Source organism: Enterobacter chuandaensis (assembly GCF_003594915.1).
GTDB lineage: Bacteria > Pseudomonadota > Gammaproteobacteria > Enterobacterales > Enterobacteriaceae > Enterobacter > Enterobacter chuandaensis.
In genome coordinates this window covers 192,245-210,179 of sequence record NZ_QZCS01000002.1, presented here as the reverse complement: position 1 = coordinate 210,179, position 17,935 = coordinate 192,245, and the positions used below count along the sequence as shown (strand labels likewise).

General features: G+C 62.8%; 14 protein-coding genes. 9 read left to right on the top strand and 5 right to left on the bottom strand.

The window, feature by feature from the left end; translation table 11 throughout:
* Positions 1–12: 12 nt before the first annotated feature.
* The gene (locus tag D5066_RS04185) at positions 13–2,253 is read right to left on the bottom strand and encodes a TonB-dependent siderophore receptor (protein ID WP_119915144.1); all 2,241 of its coding nucleotides are present in this window, start codon (positions 2,251–2,253) and stop codon (positions 13–15) included.
* Positions 2,254–2,399: 146 nt separating this feature from the next.
* Here D5066_RS04185 and fes point away from each other — a divergent pair, with 146 nt between their 5' ends.
* From fes to entF, 3 genes are read left to right on the top strand one after another with little or no spacing between them, the layout of a single operon-like run.
* Complete coding sequence (gene fes / locus D5066_RS04180; RefSeq protein ID WP_119915143.1) at positions 2,400–3,599, top strand: enterochelin esterase; 1,200 nt, start codon at positions 2,400–2,402, stop codon at positions 3,597–3,599.
* A gap of 10 nt (positions 3,600–3,609) precedes the next feature.
* A complete protein-coding gene (locus D5066_RS04175) occupies positions 3,610–3,822 on the top strand; it encodes an MbtH family protein (RefSeq protein ID WP_119915142.1) in 213 nt (70 codons plus the stop codon).
* Complete coding sequence (entF, locus tag D5066_RS04170) at positions 3,819–7,676, top strand: enterobactin non-ribosomal peptide synthetase EntF (RefSeq protein WP_119915141.1); 3,858 nt, start codon at positions 3,819–3,821, stop codon at positions 7,674–7,676. The genes D5066_RS04175 and entF overlap by 4 nt, the downstream gene beginning before the upstream one ends.
* Before the next feature lie 82 nt (positions 7,677–7,758).
* Here the strand turns inward: entF and fepC are convergent, their stop codons facing one another.
* From fepC to fepD, 3 genes are read right to left on the bottom strand one after another with little or no spacing between them, the layout of a single operon-like run.
* Entirely contained in the window at positions 7,759–8,553 is a 795-nt protein-coding gene (fepC, locus tag D5066_RS04165; protein ID WP_119915140.1) for an iron-enterobactin ABC transporter ATP-binding protein, read from the bottom strand.
* Positions 8,550–9,542: an iron-enterobactin ABC transporter permease gene (gene fepG, locus D5066_RS04160; protein WP_119915139.1), complete on the bottom strand. Its 993-nt coding sequence runs from the start codon at positions 9,540–9,542 to the stop codon at positions 8,550–8,552. The genes fepC and fepG overlap by 4 nt, the downstream gene beginning before the upstream one ends.
* Positions 9,539–10,543, bottom strand: a complete 1,005-nt coding sequence (gene fepD, locus D5066_RS04155) for a Fe(3+)-siderophore ABC transporter permease (protein WP_119915138.1) — start codon at positions 10,541–10,543, stop codon at positions 9,539–9,541. The genes fepG and fepD overlap by 4 nt, the downstream gene beginning before the upstream one ends.
* Before the next feature lie 108 nt (positions 10,544–10,651).
* Between fepD and entS the strand changes: the two genes are divergently transcribed.
* Positions 10,652–11,878 carry an enterobactin transporter EntS gene (entS, locus tag D5066_RS04150; RefSeq protein WP_119915137.1) on the top strand — a complete coding sequence of 409 codons (1,227 nt, stop codon included), beginning with the start codon at positions 10,652–10,654 and terminating at the stop codon, positions 11,876–11,878.
* Between the two features lie 77 nt (positions 11,879–11,955).
* Here the strand turns inward: entS and fepB are convergent, their stop codons facing one another.
* On the bottom strand, positions 11,956–12,915 hold the full coding sequence (fepB, locus tag D5066_RS04145; protein WP_119915136.1) for a Fe2+-enterobactin ABC transporter substrate-binding protein: 960 nt from the start codon (positions 12,913–12,915) through the stop codon (positions 11,956–11,958).
* A gap of 187 nt (positions 12,916–13,102) precedes the next feature.
* On the opposite strand from fepB, the gene entC reads away from it, so the two are divergent.
* From entC to entH, 5 genes are read left to right on the top strand one after another with little or no spacing between them, the layout of a single operon-like run.
* Positions 13,103–14,278 carry an isochorismate synthase EntC gene (gene entC / locus D5066_RS04140; RefSeq protein WP_119915135.1) on the top strand — a complete coding sequence of 392 codons (1,176 nt, stop codon included), beginning with the start codon at positions 13,103–13,105 and terminating at the stop codon, positions 14,276–14,278.
* A 9-nt stretch (positions 14,279–14,287) separates the two neighbouring features.
* Positions 14,288–15,898 (top strand): (2,3-dihydroxybenzoyl)adenylate synthase EntE, encoded by a 1,611-nt coding sequence (entE, locus tag D5066_RS04135; protein ID WP_119915134.1) that lies wholly within the window; start codon positions 14,288–14,290, stop codon positions 15,896–15,898.
* A gap of 10 nt (positions 15,899–15,908) precedes the next feature.
* A complete protein-coding gene (locus D5066_RS04130; RefSeq protein ID WP_119915133.1) occupies positions 15,909–16,763 on the top strand; it encodes an isochorismatase in 855 nt (284 codons plus the stop codon).
* Positions 16,763–17,515, top strand: a complete 753-nt coding sequence (gene entA, locus D5066_RS04125) for a 2,3-dihydro-2,3-dihydroxybenzoate dehydrogenase EntA (protein ID WP_419179106.1) — start codon at positions 16,763–16,765, stop codon at positions 17,513–17,515. The genes D5066_RS04130 and entA overlap by 1 nt, the downstream gene beginning before the upstream one ends.
* On the top strand, positions 17,515–17,928 hold the full coding sequence (gene entH, locus D5066_RS04120) for a proofreading thioesterase EntH (RefSeq protein WP_119915131.1): 414 nt from the start codon (positions 17,515–17,517) through the stop codon (positions 17,926–17,928). The genes entA and entH overlap by 1 nt, the downstream gene beginning before the upstream one ends.
* Positions 17,929–17,935: the final 7 nt, after the last annotated feature.

The window sequence follows — 17,935 nt, the reverse complement described above, 5'->3', positions numbered from 1 at the left end:
GACTTCAGTGCCTTAAAAACGCGTATTCACGCTCATATACCAGGTGCGACCCGGTTCATTATACGTGTAGGCACCCGCACCGTACATATACGCGCCCGTCGTGGTATTACCTGTGGTCTGGGCATTACCCGCGCGCCACTGGCGCTTGTCGAAGACGTTATCCACGCCGCCGGTCAGGCTGACGTTTTTGGTCATGTCCCAGGTCGCGCTCAGGCCAACGATGCTGTACGGGCTGACTTCGTCTTTCTCAGACCCGGTGACCGGCTGACCTTTGTAGTTGTACTTCTTCGGCTGCTGCTTGCCGTACCAGGTGAAGGTCGACTGGAGCGATACGTCCTGATGCACCTGCCAGCTCAGGGTTGAGTTCAGCGTGTACTCCGGGATGATCGACAGACGGTCGCCGGTCTCCTTGTTCTTGCTCTGCAGCATCCAGGTGATGTTGTTGGTCCAGTTGATGGTGTCGCTGACCGGCACGTTCAGGGAGCCTTCCAGCCCTTCCACCACCGCCTTCGGCACGTTTTCCCACTGGTAGATGTCCGTCTGCACTTTACCGGACGAGGTGTGACCGATCGGCGCGTAGCCTGCTTCAATCTTGTTGCGGTAGTCGTTGCGGAACCAGGTCACGCCCGCCAGCCAGCCGTCGCGTTTCCACTCCAGACCGATCTCTTTGTTGATGCTGGTTTCGGCTTTCAGGTCGTCGTTACCCATCATGTAGCAGCCCACGCCGTCGGAACTGGCGTAGCAGCCCTGGCCTTTGCTGTACAGCAGATAGTTCGGGTTAGTCTGATACAGGCTCGGCGCTTTGTAGGCACGCGCGATCCCCATCTTCAGGGTGAAGTCGTCCCCCAGACCCTGCGACAGGTTGAGCGACGGGCTCCAGTTATTGCCCACGATAGTGTGATGATCGAAGCGCAGGGCAGGGGTCAGCATGGTGCTGTCGGTCAGCTCCATGTTGTTCTCGGCGAACAGGGAGAAGATCTCCGCTGACGTATACGGGCTGCGGTCGTCGCTCATGCCCGGAATGGTGCCGCCCTGTTGAGTCTGGGTAAAGGAAGTGGAGTCCTTCATGCGCTGCTGGTTCCACTCGGTGCCGAGCGTCAGGTTCTGGTTGACGAGGAAATCAATCGGCAGGTTGATTTCACTGTGCAGCATCACGTCGGCCAGATCGGTATCGGTGAATTTATTGCTGTTGAACAGGCCTTCCAGACCGCCCGCCAGCCCTTCGCCCAGGCGGGAGTTGCGGGTGTGTTCGTACTGCGCCCAGTTGCTGGTGGTGATGCCGTTATCCCAGCCGCCGTTCCAGGTCACCGCGAAGTTCTGACGATAAATACGGTTCGTCTCTTTGCCGTAGTTCTTCTTCACCAGCGCATTGTCGTTGTTGGTGTTCTGCGTGTCGCCCGCATAGAGGTTGTTCTGGCGGCTGTAGCCCGCCTCAAACTCCAGGGACTGCATGGGCGCGAAGTCCCAGCGCACCACGCCGTTGATGTCTTTGTTTTCCACGCCCTCACGGCCCGCGGGCAGGGTGTTGGCGTAGGCTCCCGTACGCTCAGACTGGTGGCCCTGGTTAATGTCCCACGCGTCGGGCTGGGTCTTATCCAGGTTACCGAACATGCGGAAGCTGAAGTCGCCGCCCAGCGGGCCGCTCAGGCTGAAGTTGGTGCGCTTGGTGGAACCTTCATCTTTATGTTCAGGCGCGTTCAGGTAGGTGTTCCAGGAGCCATGCCACTGGTCGTCGAATTTTTTGGTGATAATGTTCACCACGCCGCCTGCCGCACCGTTGCCGTAGCGCGCGGCTGCCGGACCGCGGATCACTTCAATACGTTCGATCATCTCTGGCGGCACCCAGCCGGTATCACCACGCGTATCGCGCTCGCCGCGCCAGCCCAGACGGATGGAGTTGCGGCTGGTGACCGGCTTGCCGTCGATCAGGATCAGGGTGTTTTCCGGACCCATGCCGCGAATGTCAATCTGACGGTTATTCCCGCGCTGGCCGCTGGTGGAGTTGCCGGTCAGGTTAACGCCCGGCATGGTGCGGATGATTTCCGCCACGTCGCGCGCGGGCGGGTTTTTGCGGATCTCGTCGGCGGTGATGGTCGACACGCCCGGCGCCTGCAAATTCTGCTCGGCGGCGGTGATCACCATGGTGTCTTCATGCTGCGCGGAGGCGGTGTTGTCGTCTGCCATGACGGGCAGCGCGACACCATAAATCCCTAAATTGACCAGCAAGGCCAGAGAGTGAATCTTCTTATTCATTGTACGTCCCGCTTTTATGGTTATTTAATGAGCGCGCTTCCCACAGCGCGGGCATTACGCTATTGCAAATGCAAATAGTTATCAATAATATTATCAATAAAATTTGCTCTGAAACAAAAAAGACTGTGAAACATGGGGTTATAAGGGTGACGGCGTTAACAACCGGAAGTGAAGCGTGGTGGCAGTCGAAAAATGGGCCGGAACGGCAACGTCAGAAGGCGAGCTATCGCGTCACCTTCTGGTGGCGGGATCCGGCAGGCACGCAGAAAACGTCAGCAGTTAAACGCGTCTGGCTCTACATTACCGGCGTGACCGATCACCATCAGAATGCCCGCCCCCAGTCTCTTGAACGCATCCCGGATACCGACGTCTGGCAGTGGCAGGGCGAGTTCAGCCCCGAGTGGCGCGGCAGCTACTGTTTTATCCCTTCTGAGAATGAAAACGATTTTGCCAGCGCAGTGTTTGAAGGCCAGCAGCCGGACCGGATGGCGCTGCGCGAAGGCTGGCGTAAGCTGCTGCCGCACGCGGTGTCCGACCCGCTGAATCCGCAGAGCTGGCGAGGCGGGCGCGGTCATGCCGTCTCGGCGCTGGAGATGCCGGACGCCCCGGAGCAGCCTGGCTGGAACCCTTCCGATACGCCATATAAAAAGCCTGTCTGCATCGAATGGAACAGCGCGCGGCTGCGCAGTCGTCGCCGCGTCTGGATTTTTACCACCGGGGACGACAGCCCCGAGCGCCCGCTGGCGGTATTGCTCGACGGCCAGTTCTGGGCCGAAAGCATGCCCGTCTGGCCTGCGCTGGCGTCGCTCACCCGCGACGGTAAACTGCCACCTGCGGTTTACGTGCTGATCGACGTGATTGATACCGAACACCGCAGCCGCGAGCTGCCGTGCAACCCTGATTTCTGGCTGGCGGTGCAGGAAGAACTCCTCCCGCAGGTGAAAAGCATTGCCCCGTTCAGCGACCGCGCCGACCGAACCGTGGTGGCGGGCCAGAGCTTCGGCGGACTCTCTTCGTTATACGCTGGCCTCAACTGGCCGCAGCGCTTTGGCTGCGTGCTGAGCCAGTCCGGCTCGTTCTGGTGGCCACACCGCGGCGGGCAGCAGGACGGGCTGCTGATCGGGCAGCTTAAAGCAGGCGAGAAAACCGCTCGCGGGCTGCGCATCGTCCTTGAGGCCGGGCGCAACGAGCCGCTTATCTTCCGCGCAAACCAGGCGATCCTCGCCGAACTACACACTCAGCAACCGGTTTTCTGGCGTCAGGTTGACGGCGGACACGATGCGCTTTGCTGGCGCGGTGGTCTGACGCAGGGGCTGATGACCCTCTGGCAGCCGCTTATTCACTAACGGAGTCTGTATGGAATTCAGCAATCCTTTCGATAATCCGCAGGGACAGTTCGCCATTTTGCAAAATGACCGGGGGCAGTACAGCCTGTGGCCGCTGCAGTGCGAGTTGCCCGCGGGCTGGCGCGTGGTCTGCGAACCGCAATCTCAGGAGGCGTGCCAGCAGTGGCTGGCGGAACACTGGCAGACGCTTGAGCCGTCATGTTTTGCGGGGGAGCGCGCATGAACCGTCTCCCTCTTGTCGCCGCCCAGCCGGGGATCTGGATGGCGGAGCAACTTTCCTCCCTGCCAAACGCCTGGACCGTCGCGCACTACACCGAGCTGAAAGGCGCTATCGATGCGCCATTGCTGGCAAAAGCGATTACGGAAGGCATGATGCAGGCCGATACCCTGCGGATGCGTTTTGCCGAAGATAACGGCGAGGTGTGGCAGTGGGTGGATGACACCGTCATTCTGCCGGAGCCGTCCATCGTTCGCGTTGATTCTCACGACGCCGCCGTGGCGCTGATGGAATCCGATCTCAATCAAAACCTGCGCGTTGACGGCGGTCAGCCGCTGGCGTTTCACCGGCTGATTCAGGTCGGTGAAAACCACTGGTACTGGTATCAGCGCTATCACCATCTGGTGGTGGATGGCTTCAGTTTTCCGGCCATTACCCGCCAGATCACCGCGATTTACGCCGCCTGGAAAAAGGGCGAACCCACGCCTGAATCCCCGTTTACGCCGTTTGCCGGGGTGGTGGAAGAGTATCAGCGCTATCGCGACAGCGAGGCGTATCAGCGCGACGGTGCTTTCTGGGCCGAACAGCGCAAACAATTGCCTTCTCCTGTCTCGCTCTCTTCCGCACCGCTGCCGGGACGCGCTGCCACTACCGACATCCTGCGCCTGAAAATTGCAATGGACGGTCGCGCCTTTAGCCAGCTTGCGCAGGCGGCAGGGCAGGCGCAGCGCACCGATCTGGCCCTTGCGCTGGTGGCGCTGTGGCTGGGCCGCCTGACGGGGCGGCTGGACTACGCCGCCGGGTTTATCTTTATGCGCCGCATGGGCTCCGCCGCGCTGACCGCGACCGGGCCGGTGCTCAACGTTCTGCCGCTGGCGGTCAATATTGACCCCCATGAAAGCCTGCCGATGCTGGCGCTGCGCCTGGCGAACCAGCTGAAAAAAATGCGCCGCCATCAGCGCTATGACGCCGAGCAGATCGTGCGCGACAGCGGGCGTGCCGCAGGCGATGAAGCGCTATTTGGCCCGGTGCTGAACGTTAAGGTGTTTGATTATCAGCTGGATATCGACGGCGTGGAGGCCATCACCCATACGCTGGCAACCGGCCCGGTGAACGATCTGGAGCTGGCGCTGTTCCCGGACGAACAGGGCGGGTTGAGCATTGAGATCCTCGCCAACACGCAGCGTTACGATGAAGCGACGCTCAAGCGCCACGCGGCGCGCCTGAACGCGATGCTGACGCAGTTTGCCGCTAATCCGGACCTGCGCTGTGGCGACGTGGAAACCGTTTCAGAGCAGGAATATCAGCAGCTGGCGCGCATCAACGATACCGGGCTGGCGCTGCCGTCCACCACGCTGGCGGATCTGGTGGCGGAGCAGGCATGCAAAACGCCGGATGCCCCCGCGCTGGCGGACGCGCATATTGAACTGAACTATCGCCAGATGCGTGAGCAGGTCGTCGCGCTGGCAAACCTGCTGCGCGAACGCGGCGTGAAGCCGGGCGACAGTGTGGCGGTGGCACTCCCGCGCTCGGTGTTCCTGACTTTAGCGCTGCACGGCATCGTCGAGGCCGGTGCCGCGTGGCTGCCGCTCGACACCGGCTACCCTGACGACCGTCTGCGGATGATGCTGGAAGATGCTAAACCTTCGTTGCTCATTACCACCGACGAACAGCGTTCGCGCTTTAGCGATCTGCCCATAACCGCGTTTAGTTACAACACACTGTTACCGGCTGCGAATGCGGAACCACTGCGGCTGGCGAAGCCGGAGCAGACCGCGTACATCATCTTCACCTCCGGTTCGACGGGACGTCCGAAAGGGGTCATGGTCGGGCATACTGCCATCGTTAACCGCCTGAAGTGGATGCAGGATCATTATCCACTGGCGGCGCATGACGTAGTGGCGCAGAAAACGCCGTGCAGCTTTGACGTGTCGGTGTGGGAGTTCTGGTGGCCGTTTATCGCCGGGGCGAAGCTGGTGATGGCCGAGCCGGACGCGCACCGCGATCCGCAGGCGATGCAGAGCTTCTTCGCACGCTACGGCGTGACCACCACCCACTTCGTGCCGTCGATGCTGGCGGCCTTTGTCGCCTCGCTGACGCCGGAAAACGTGGCGTGCTGCAAAACGCTTAAGCAAGTGTTCTGCAGCGGCGAAGCGCTGCCGGCTGAACTGTGCCGCGAGTGGGAACAGCTTACCCGTGCGCCGCTGCACAATCTCTATGGCCCAACGGAAGCGGCGGTGGACGTCAGCTGGTATCCGGCGTTTGGCCCGGAGCTGACGGCGGTGGAAGGCAACAGCGTGCCGATTGGCTTCCCGGTGTGGAACACGGGGCTGCGCATCCTTGACGCGATGATGCGCCCGGTGCCGTTTGGCGTGGCGGGGGATCTGTACCTCACCGGCATCCAGCTGGCGCAGGGATATCTGGGCCGTCCGGATCTCACCGCCAGCCGCTTTATCGCCGACCCGTTTGCCCCCGGCGAACGCATGTATCGCACCGGCGACGTAGCCCGGTGGCTGGACAACGGCGCGGTGGAGTATCTGGGACGCAGCGATGACCAACTGAAAATTCGCGGCCAGCGCATTGAGCTGGGCGAAATCGACAGGGCGATGCTGTCGCTGCCGGACGTGGCCCAGGCCGTGGCGCATGCCTGCGTGTTCAACCAGGCGGCGGCAACGGGCGGCGATGCCCGCCAGCTGGTGGGATACGTGGTCTCTGAATCCGGCTTACCGCTGAACCGCGACGCGCTGCTGGAATCGCTCAAAGCGCAGCTGCCGCCGCATATGGTGCCGGTGGTGCTGCTGCAAATCAGCGCGCTGCCGCTCAGCGCCAACGGCAAGCTCGACCGCAAGGCGCTGCCGCTGCCGGAGCTGACCAGTAAAACCTCCGGCCGCGCACCGGGGACGGAAACCGAAGTCGCCGTGGCGCAGGCGTTTGCCGCGCTTCTGGGCTGCGAGGTGAACAATATCGAAGCCGACTTCTTTGCCCTCGGCGGACACTCGCTGCTGGCAATGCGTCTGGCGGCACAGCTCAGCCGGGCCTTCGCCCGCAGGGTCACGCCGGGGCAGATTATGGTTGCCTCGACGGTGAGCAAGCTCAGCGCGCTGCTGGACTCGCAACTGAGCGACGAGCAGGCGCAGCGTCTGGGGTATGAAACCCTCCTGCCGCTGCGCGAAAGCAGCGGGCCGACGCTGTTCTGCTTCCATCCGGCGTCCGGCTTTGCCTGGCAGTTCAGCGTGCTGGCGCGCTACCTCAGCCCGCGCTGGTCGATTACCGGCATTCAGTCGCCGCGTCCGGACGGCCCGATGCAGCAGTGCGCGGATCTGGATGGGGTGATCGAGCATCACCTTGCAACGCTGCGCGCGCAGCAGCCGCAGGGGCCGTATTATCTGTTCGGTTATTCCCTCGGCGGCACGCTGGCGCAGGGTATTGCGGCGCGTCTGCGCGAGCAGGGTGAAGCGGTGGCGTTCCTCGGCCTGCTGGATACCTGGCCGCCGGAAACCCAGAACTGGTCGGAGAAAGAGGCCAACGGCCTCGACCCGGAGGTGCTGGCGGAGATCGCGCGCGAGCGCGAGGCGTTTATCGCCGCCCAGCAGGGGCAGGGCTCCAGCGAGCTGTTTAACGCTATCGAAGGCAACTACGCCGACGCGGTGCGGCTGCTCACCACGGCACACAGCGCGCGGTTTGACGGTAAAGCGACGCTGTTTGTCGCCGAGCGAACGCGAACCCTGGATCCGCAGGCCGCGTGGGCGCCGTGGGTGGATGAGCTGGAGGTGTACAGCCAGGACTGCGCCCACGTGGATATTATTTCACCGCAGGTGTTTGAAAAGATTGGGCCGGTACTGAAGGAAATTTTTGGATAGTGCAAATGCCCGGTGGCGCTGCGCTTACCGGGCCTACGGGAGCGAAATGTAGGCCGGGTAAGGCGTAGCCGCCACCCGGCAATTACTGCCGACCCAACGGCACCACCAGCGGCGTGCCCGCCACCGGATCGTCAATAATCATGCTGCGCATGCCGTAGATCCGCGCGATCAGCTCCGGCGTCACAATCTCCTTCGGCGCGCCCTGCGCCACAATCTCGCCGTCTCGCAAGGCAATCAGATGCGTGGCGTAGCGGCACGCCTGGTTTAAATCGTGCAGCACCGCCGCCAGGGTGTAACCCTGCGTGCGGTTCAGCTCGCCCAGCAGCTCCAGCAGATCGATCTGATGGCTGATATCGAGCCAGGTCGTCGGCTCGTCCAGCAGCATAATCGAGGTTTCCTGCGCCAGCACCATCGCGATCCACGCCCGCTGGCGCTGTCCGCCGGAGAGAGTATCCACGCTTTGCTGCGCGAGATCCGTAATCCCGGTCGCCTGCATCGCGCGGTTCACCGCTTCGTCGTCCTCTTTGCGCCAGCGGGTAAACAGCGGCTGGTGCGGGTAGCGTCCGCGCGAGACCAGCTCCTGCACCGTGATATCTCCCGGCGTGGTGGCATTCTGCGCGAGCAGACCGATGCGCCTGGCCACCTCTTTGCTGGCGAAGCGCTGGATCTGCTCCCCGTCGAGGAATACGCTGCCCTCAGTTGGCGTCATCAGGCGGCTCAGCGTGCGCAGCAGTGTCGATTTACCGCAGCCGTTCGGCCCGATAATCGCCGTGAAGTGGCCGTCCGGAATGGCAACGGATAGGTCACGGGCAATGATTTTTTTGCCGTAGCTGAGGGTCAAGTTTTCGCCGTGCAAGCGGGTGGTTGAATCTGTCATTTCTTGCGTGACTCCTGAACGAGCAAGACGATGAGGTAAATCCCGCCAAGGCTGACGGTTACCACGCCCACCGGCAGTTGATAAGGCATAAACAGTTGCTGGGCGCAGAGATCGGCGGCCAGCAGCAGCAGCGCGCCGCACAGTGCCGCCTGAGTTAATCCCCAGCGCTCCGTCCCGCTAAGACGCCGCGCGATGTGCGGGGCCACGAGGGCGATAAACGAGATCGGCCCGGCGATGGCGGTAGAGGCGGCGGTCAGCAGTACCGCGACCAGCATCAGCATCAGGCGCGAGCGCTCGACGCCCACGCCCAGCGCGCAGGCGCTGTCATCGCCCATCTCCAGCAGGCGCATACGCCGCACCAGCAGCAGCGCGCCAATAAACATCAGCACAATCAGCGGCGCGGCGGGCCAGGTTTTGCCCCACGTCAGGCCGTTGAGAGAGCCTGCATACCACAGTCCGGCGGAGAGCGCGGTTTCCAGCGAGGCCTGCAGCAAAAGCCAGGTGTTAAAGGCCATCAGCATGGCGCGGATGCCAATCCCGATGATGATCAGGCGGAAGGTGTCGATGCCGTTGCGCCAGGCCAGGGCCCAGATAAGCAGGGAGGTGAGAATGCCGCCCGCCATCGCCGTAAAGGTGATAGCCGTCAGGTGCTGGCCGAACAAGACCATCGCCACCAGCACGCCGCTCCAGGCCCCGGTGTTGAGGCCCATCACATCCGGGCTGCCGAGCGGGTTGCGCATCAGCGACTGAAATATCGCGCCGCTCACGCCGAGCGCCGCGCCCACCAGAATCGCCATCGCCACGCGCGGCAGTCGCCACTCCGTCACCACCATAGTGATGTTGCGTGGCGCGCTGCCGAGCAGGGCGTTAAAGACCTGAGTGAAATCGAGCGTCACCGCGCCGCTGCGCAGGCTCCAGACTGCCAGCAGCAGAATGGCGAAAAGCAGCAGCGAGACGCTGGTGAGTAAACGACGGGACGGAGCCATCATGCGCCACCTCCTCGTCTGCGTCGTACCAGGAAGATTAGCACCGGTGCGCCGATAAAGGCGCTGACCACCGAGACGCGCAGCTCGCCGGGCACCAGCAGGCGGCTCAGCACGTCGGCAAACAGCAGCAGGGCAGGGGTGGCCAGCAGCGTCACCGGCAGCGACCAGCGGTGATCCGCCCCCACCAGCCAGCGCGCCATGTGCGGCATCATCAGGCCAATAAAGGCGATCGGGCCAACCACGGCGGTCGCGCTGCCGCAGAGTACGGTGATAGCGAGCAGACCAATCAACTGCGTGCGCGCCACGCGGTTGCCGAGGGCGGTCGCGGTGTCGCTGCCGAGGCTCAGGCTGTTGAGCGCCCGGCTTAAAAACAGCGCCACGGCGGCAGCGAGAATCACCGGGATCGCCACCACTTTTAGGGTTTCAAGGGTGCGGATATCCAGCGAACCGGCCTGCCAGAAGCGCAGCTGGTCGTAAACGTCCGGGTTCAGCAGGGCGATGCCGTTGGACAAGCCCTCCAGCACCGCCGCGAGCGCGACGCCCGCCAGCGTCAGGCGGACCGGACTTAGCTGGCCGCCGCCCTGGCTGCCGGTAAACGCCACCACCAGCGAGGCGGCCAGCGCGCCGCAGAACGCCATCGCCAGCTGTTCGGAGGGCGACGTCAACCCGAACAGCGCTGCGCCGAGCACAATGGCAAAGCTGGCGCCGGAGTTAACGCCGAGAATGCCGGGGTCCGCCAGCGGATTGCGGGTGAGGGTTTGCATCAGGGCTCCGGCAAGGCCAAGTGCGCCACCGGCCAGCAGTCCGGCAAGGGTGCGGGGCAGGCGGGCGTCGAGCACGATGACGCAGTCCGCGCTCTGACAGGTACCGGAGAGCGCATCAACAATAACGGACGCGGGCAGCGGCTTTGCGCCGACCAGCAGGCTGAGTGCAATCGCAAGGCTCAAAAGCAGCAATAAAGCGGGCACGGCAACGGCGCGCACCGCAGAAGAGGAAAACGACATAGCAACATCCATGATTTGATAATGATAGTGATTATCGTTATCTATCTTATTTGGCTATGTTAGCATGTGCGCCCATGGAATGGGTAGAAATAGACTCAAGGCTTTGTCATGAATCAAAAATCCTGGCTGCTCAACCTCAGCCTGTTGAAAACGCACCCGGCGTATCGCGCCGTGTTTATCGCTCGCTTTATCTCCATTTTGTCCCTCGGCCTGCTCGGCGTGGCCGTGCCGGTACAGATCCAGACCATGACGCACTCCAGCTGGCTGGTCGGGTTATCCGTCACCTTAACCGGCGGGGCGATGTTTATCGGCCTGATGGTCGGCGGCGTGCTGGCGGACCGCTACGAACGTAAGACGCTGATCCTGCTGGCGCGCGGCACCTGCGGCGTGGGCTTTATCGGGCTGTGTCTGAACGCCTTGCTGCCGGAGCCGTCGCTGATTGCCATTTACGCGCTTGGCCTGTGGGACGGTTTCTTCGCCTCGCTGGGCGTGACGGCGCTGCTGGCGGCGACGCCTGCGCTGGTCGGGCGCGAGAACCTGATGCAGGCGGGGGCGATCACCATGCTCACCGTGCGCCTCGGGTCGGTGATTTCGCCGATGGTGGGCGGGCTGCTTCTGGCGACCGGCAACGTGGCGTGGAACTACGGGCTGGCGGCGGCGGGGACGTTTATCACCACCCTGACGCTGCTGCGCCTGCCGCTCCTGCCGCCTCCGCCGCAGCCGCGCGAGCATCCGCTGAAATCGCTGATGGCCGCGATTCGTTTCCTGTTCAGCAACCCGCTGATTGGCGGCATTGCGCTGCTCGGCGGCCTGCTGACCATGGCGAGCGCCGTGCGCGTGCTCTACCCGGCGCTGGCGGGCGAGTGGCAGATGAGCGCCTCGGAGATTGGCGTGCTGTACGCGGCCATTCCGCTCGGCGCGGCGTGCGGGGCGCTGACCAGCGGCAACCTGGCGCAGAGCGCGCGCCCGGGGCTGATTATGCTGCTAGCCACGCTGGCCTCGTTTATCGCCATCGGCTTCTTCAGCCTGATGCCGGTGTGGGCGCTGGGCGTGTTGTGCCTGGTGATTTTCGGCTGGCTGAGCGCCATCAGCTCGCTTTTGCAGTACACGCTGATCCAGACCCAGACGCCGGAAGGGATGCTTGGTCGCATTAATGGTCTGTGGACCGCGCAGAACGTGACGGGCGATGCGATCGGCGCGGCGATCCTCGGCGGGCTGGGGGCGATAATGACCCCGGTGGCGTCGGCGAGCAGCAGCGGGTTTGTGTTAGCCGTTGTTGGCGTAATTTTATTGGCGGTTTTGGTGGAGTTGCGTCGGTTCAGGCAGAACCTGTAGGTCGGGTAAGGCGTAGCCGCCACCCGACAAAACGCCCGGTGGCGCTGCGCTTACCGGGCCTACGGTAAACGTGCCTCTTATTTAAAAATTGAATTCAAACGCTGCAACACCAACATCGCGCTGTAATAATCCAGGCGGAACGTCTCCGTTCCCAGCGCCCAGACGCGTTTGTTCTTCACCGACGGCAGATGTGCCAGCAGCGGGTTGGCGTAAATCGCATCCACGTCTTTCTGGTCGCCCGCAAACACAAACAGTCCTTCACCGTTCAGCCCCGTCGCCAGGTTTTCCCCGCCCAGCTGAATAATGTCGTGGCGCTTGCCCTGGCTTTGCGAGGTGTGCAGCCCGGCGGGCAGGTCCGCCAGCGTAAAGCCCAGCTGGTGCAACAGCTTGCCCTGCGCGGATTCCGCAGTCCACAGATTGGCGCTGTGCGCGGCAGCGGTGTAGACGATGGCGTTCACCGGCTGCGGCGGCAGCTTCATCTGCTGTTTCACCTGCGCGAGCTGTTTATCGAAGGCTGCGATGCGTTCAGCGGCCTGTTTTTCGTGCCCGGTGAGAGTACCGAGCTGCGTCAGCAGTTCCTGCCAGCTCTTGTCGTCGTAGTTAATGATAAGCGTCGGAGCGATGGCGGAGAGCTGGTCGTACAGCGCCAGCGCGGAATCCCCACCGGTGGCGCTGATCAAAATCAGGTCCGGCATTTGCGCGGCGACCGCTTCGGCGCTCGGCTCGCCGATGTACAGCCGCGCAACCTTGCGCTGTTTTGCAATATCACCCCACTGTCGCAGAAAACCCTGCGCATCCGCCACGCGGTTGTTGGGCGTGGTTGCGCCGCTGGCAATGACCGGCGCGTCAATCGCCAGCAGGGAGCCGGTTAAGGTCACGCTGGTGGAGACAATGCGCGTCGGTTTGCTCTCAAGCGTATGCACGCCGCGGCTGTCGGTGACCTCACGCGGCCAGTCGGCGGCGACGGCTGAGGTTAGTCCTAAAACAAAAAGTCCTGTTAAAAGAAGGGCATTGCGGCAAACGGCAGGGAGTTTCACTAAGCAGCATCCTGTTTTTGTTGAAGATAATGCTTCTCATTTTCATGGTTGCAGGGAAGGGATGCAAGCGTTTGTCACACAAGTTATTGCCGGACGGTTGACAGCGGGGCGCTGTAGGATTAGGTTAGCCGACGAAAATATAAATGATAATCATTATTGCTTCTTTTATCATTTTGAGGAGGATGATATGGACACGTCCCTGGCTGAGGAAGTTCAGCACACCGCGACCACGCTGCAATCAGACAGCTTTTTCTTTATGTCGCCTTACCGCAGTTTTACCACCTCAGGCTGTTTTGCCCGCTTCGCTGAACCTGCCGTTGGCGGCGACGATCCGGCGGGGCAGTTCCAGCAGAAATTAGCCCAGGCTTTCCGGGATGCGAAAGCCAGCGGCATCGCCCATCCCGTCATGGTCGGGGCCATCCCGTTCGATACCCGCAAGCCGTCGTCGCTGTTTATTCCGCAACGCTGTGAGACGTTTTCCCGTCCCGCGCGTCAGCAGTCCGCACGCTATTTTTCCGGCTCGCAGGCGCTGAAGGTTGAACAACGCACCGAGATCCCGCCGCAGCCCGTGTTCGAAGAGATGGTCGCTCGCGCCGCATCGCTCACCGCCACGCCGCAGGTGAACAAGGTGGTGCTGTCGCGCCTGATTGATATCGCGACCGACAAAAACATGGACAGCGGCGCGCTGATGGAGCGTCTGATCGCCCAGAACCCGGCGAGCTTTAACTTCCACGTGCCGCTGGAGGACGGCGGCGTGCTGCTCGGCGCCAGCCCGGAACTGCTGCTGCGCAAAGAGGGCAGGCACTTTAGCTCGCTGCCGCTGGCAGGCTCCGCGCGCCGTCAGCCGGACGACGTATTAGATCGCGAAGCGGGCAACAAGCTGCTGGCCTCCGAAAAGGACCGCCACGAGCACGACCTGGTAACCCAGGCGATGAAGGCCATTCTGGCGCCGCGCAGCCATCACCTGAGCATGCCGTCTTCGCCGCAGCTCATCACCACGCCGACGCTGTGGCACCTGGCGACGCCGGTTGAAGGTGACGCGCGCGAAAACGAAAACGCTCTGACGCTGGCCTGCCTGCTGCACCCGACGCCAGCCCTGAGCGGCTTCCCGCATCAGGCGGCGAAAGAGCTGATTGCCGAGCTGGAGCCGTTCGACCGCGAGCTGTTCGGCGGCATCGTCGGCTGGTGCGACAGCGAAGGCAACGGCGAGTGGGTGGTGACCATCCGCTGCGCGCGTCTTCGCGAAAATACCGTTCGCCTGTTTGCCGGTGCGGGCATTGTGCCTGCCTCCTCGCCGGTGGGCGAGTGGCGCGAAACAGGCGTGAAGCTCTCCACCATGCTCAACGTGTTTGGCCTGCATTAAGGAACGCTCATGACTATTCCCTTTACCCGCTGGCCCGAGGAATTTGCCCGCCGCTACCGTGAGAAAGGCTACTGGCAGGATCGGCCCCTGGCCCACATTCTGACGGATCGTGCGGACAGCGATACGGTGGCGATTATCGACGGCGAGCGGCACATCACCTACCGCGCGTTTCATCAGGCGGTGAATAACCTCGCGTCCGCCCTCCAGGCGCAGGGGCTGCACCGCGGCGAGACCGCGCTGGTGCAGCTCGGCAACGTGGCCGAGTTTTACATCACCTTCTTCGCGCTGCTGCAAATCGGCGTCGCGCCGGTGAATGCGCTCTTTAGCCATCAGCGCAGCGAGCTGAACGCCTACGCGGAGCAGATCAAACCCGCCGTGCTGATTGCCGATCGCGACCACGCGCTGTTTGCGAGCGATGATTTTCTTAATACCTTCGTGGATGCGCACCGCTCGGTACGCGTCGTGCTGCTGCGCGGCGATAAGGGTGAACACGCCCTGGAAACGGCGCTTGCCCGCCCGGCGGACAATTTCATCCCGAACCCGACGCCCGCCGACGAGGTGGCCTTCTTCCAGCTCTCCGGCGGCAGTACCGGCACGCCGAAGCTGATCCCGCGCACGCACAACGACTACGACTACAGCATTCGCCGCAGCAACGAAATCTGCGGCATCACTGCGCACACCCGCTACCTGAACGCGCTTCCCGCGGCGCACAACTACGCCATGAGTTCGCCAGGATCGTTGGGCGTTTTCACGGCGGGCGGCTGCGTGGTGCTGGCGAACGATCCGAGCGCCACGCTCTGCTTCCCGCTGATTGAGCAGCATCAGATCAACGTCACCTCGCTGGTCCCTCCGGCGGTGAGCCTCTGGCTACAGGCGATTGCGGACGGCGCGGGCAACGCGCAGCTTAATTCTCTCAGGCTGCTCCAGGTGGGCGGCGCGCGCCTCTCCGCCACGCTCGCGGCGCGTATTCCGGCGGAAATCGGCTGTCAGCTTCAGCAGGTCTTCGGCATGGCGGAAGGGCTGGTGAACTACACCGCGCTCGACGACGCGCCGGAGCGCATCATCAACACTCAGGGCCGCCCGATGTGTCCTGATGACGAGGTGTGGGTGGCGGACGAGCACGGCAACCCGCTGCCGCGCGGGGAAGTCGGGCGTCTGATGACGCGCGGGCCGTATACCTTCCGCGGCTATTTCAACAGCCCGGAACACAACGCCAGCGCCTTCGATGCCAACGGTTTTTACTGCTCCGGCGATCTGATCGCCATCGACGAGCAGGGCTACATCACCGTGCAGGGGCGCGAGAAGGATCAGATCAACCGCGGCGGGGAGAAGATCGCCGCCGAAGAGATCGAAAACCTGCTGCTGCGCCACGAGGCGGTGATCCACGCCGCGCTGGTGAGCATGGAGGACAGCCTGCTGGGCGAAAAAAGCTGCGCGTATCTGGTGGTGAAACAGCCCCTGCGCGCGGTCGAGGTGCGCCGCTTCCTGCGCGAGCAGGGCGTTGCCGAATTCAAGCTGCCGGACCGCGTGGAGAGCGTGGATGCGCTCCCGTTAACGCCGGTCGGCAAAGTCGATAAGAAACAGTTGCGCCTGTGGCTTGCTGAACGCGCCCGGGGCTGAGGAACAGAGTATGGCCATTCCAAAATTAACCGCTTACGCGCTGCCGACCGCCGCAGAATTGCCGACCAACAAGGTGAACTGGGCGTTTGAGCCGGAGCGCGCCGCGCTGTTGATCCACGATATGCAGGAGTATTTCCTGAACTTCTGGGGCGAAAATAGCGACATGATGCAGCAGGTGGTGGCGAACATCGCCAGACTGCGTGATTACTGCAAAGCGCACAATATCCCCGTGTACTACACCGCGCAGCCGAAAGAGCAGAGCGATGAAGACCGCGCCCTGCTTAACGATATGTGGGGGCCGGGCCTGACCCGTTCGCCGGAGCAGCAGCGCATCGTGGCTGAACTGACGCCGGACGAAGCGGACACCGTGCTGGTGAAGTGGCGCTACAGCGCGTTCCACCGCTCGCCGCTGGAGCAGATGCTGAAAGAGACCGGCCGCAACCAGCTGCTGATTACCGGCGTGTACGCGCACATCGGCTGCATGACCACCGCCACCGATGCCTTTATGCGCGACATTAAACCGTTCTTTATTGCCGACGCGCTGGCGGATTTCACCCGCGACGAGCACCTGATGTCGCTCAACTACGTGGCCGGACGCTCGGGTCGCGTGGTGATGACCGACGAATTGCTGCCGTCCGTTCCGGCGACCAAAGCCGCGCTGCGCGAGCTTGTTTTGCCGCTGCTGGACGAGTCCGACGAGCCGATGGATGACGAAAACCTGATCGACTACGGCCTGGACTCGGTGCGCATGATGGCGCTGGCCGCCCGCTGGCGCAAAGTGCACGGCGATATCGACTTCGTGATGCTGGCAAAAAATCCAACAATCGACGCCTGGTGGACGCTGCTCTCCCGCGAGGTGAAGTGATGGGGTTTGATTTTACTGGCAAAACCGTCTGGGTAACGGGTGCGGGGAAGGGGATTGGCTATGCGAGCGCGCTGGCGTTTGTAGAAGCGGGCGCGCAGGTGACCGGGTTCGATCTGGCCTTTCCTCAGAATGATTACCCGTTTACCACCGAGACGCTGGACGTGGCGGATGCCGCGCAGGTGGGCGAGGTCTGCGGGCGCGCGCTGGCGTCGCTTGAACGCCTTGACGTGCTGGTTAACGCGGCGGGCATTCTGCGCATGGGGGCGACGGACGAGCTCTCGCTGGAGGACTGGCAGCAGACCTTCGCGGTTAACGTCGGCGGCGCGTTTAACCTCTTCCAGCAGACGATGGGCCAGTTCCGCCGTCAGCAGGGCGGGGCGATCGTCACCGTGGCGTCCGACGCGGCGCACACGCCGCGCATCGGCATGAGCGCCTATGGCGCATCGAAGGCGGCGCTGAAAAGCCTGGCGCTGACCGTCGGGCTGGAGCTTGCGGGCAGCGGCGTGCGCTGTAACCTGGTTTCGCCCGGTTCAACGGACACCGACATGCAGCGCACCCTGTGGAAAAGTGACGACGCAGAACAGCAGCGCATTCGCGGCTTTGGCGAGCAGTTTAAGCTCGGTATTCCGCTCGGCAAAATTGCCCGTCCGCAGGAGATTGCCAGCACGGTTCTGTTTCTTGCATCCGATTCTGCCAGCCATATTACCCTGCAGGATATCGTGGTGGACGGCGGCTCCACGCTGGGGGCGTGATGATCTGGAAACGTCATTTATCGCTTGAAGAACTGAACGCCACCAGCGTGAACACTCTGGTGGCGCACCTGAGCATTGCTTATACCCGCCTTGGGGACGACACGCTGGAAGCCGAAATGCCGGTGGATGCCCGTACCCATCAGCCGTTTGGCCTGCTGCATGGCGGCGCCTCGGCGGCGCTGGCGGAGACGCTGGGGTCGATGGCCGGTTTTCTGATGACCCGCGACGGGCAGAGCGTGGTGGGGACGGAGCTGAACGCCACGCACCATCGCGCGGTCTCTCACGGTAAGGTGCGCGGCGTGTGTCAGCCGCTGCATCTGGGGCGTTCGAGCCAGAGCTGGGAGATCGTGGTATTCGACGAGCAGGGGCGGCGGTGCTGTACGTGTCGGTTGAGTACGATGGTGTTGGGCTAAGCCATTC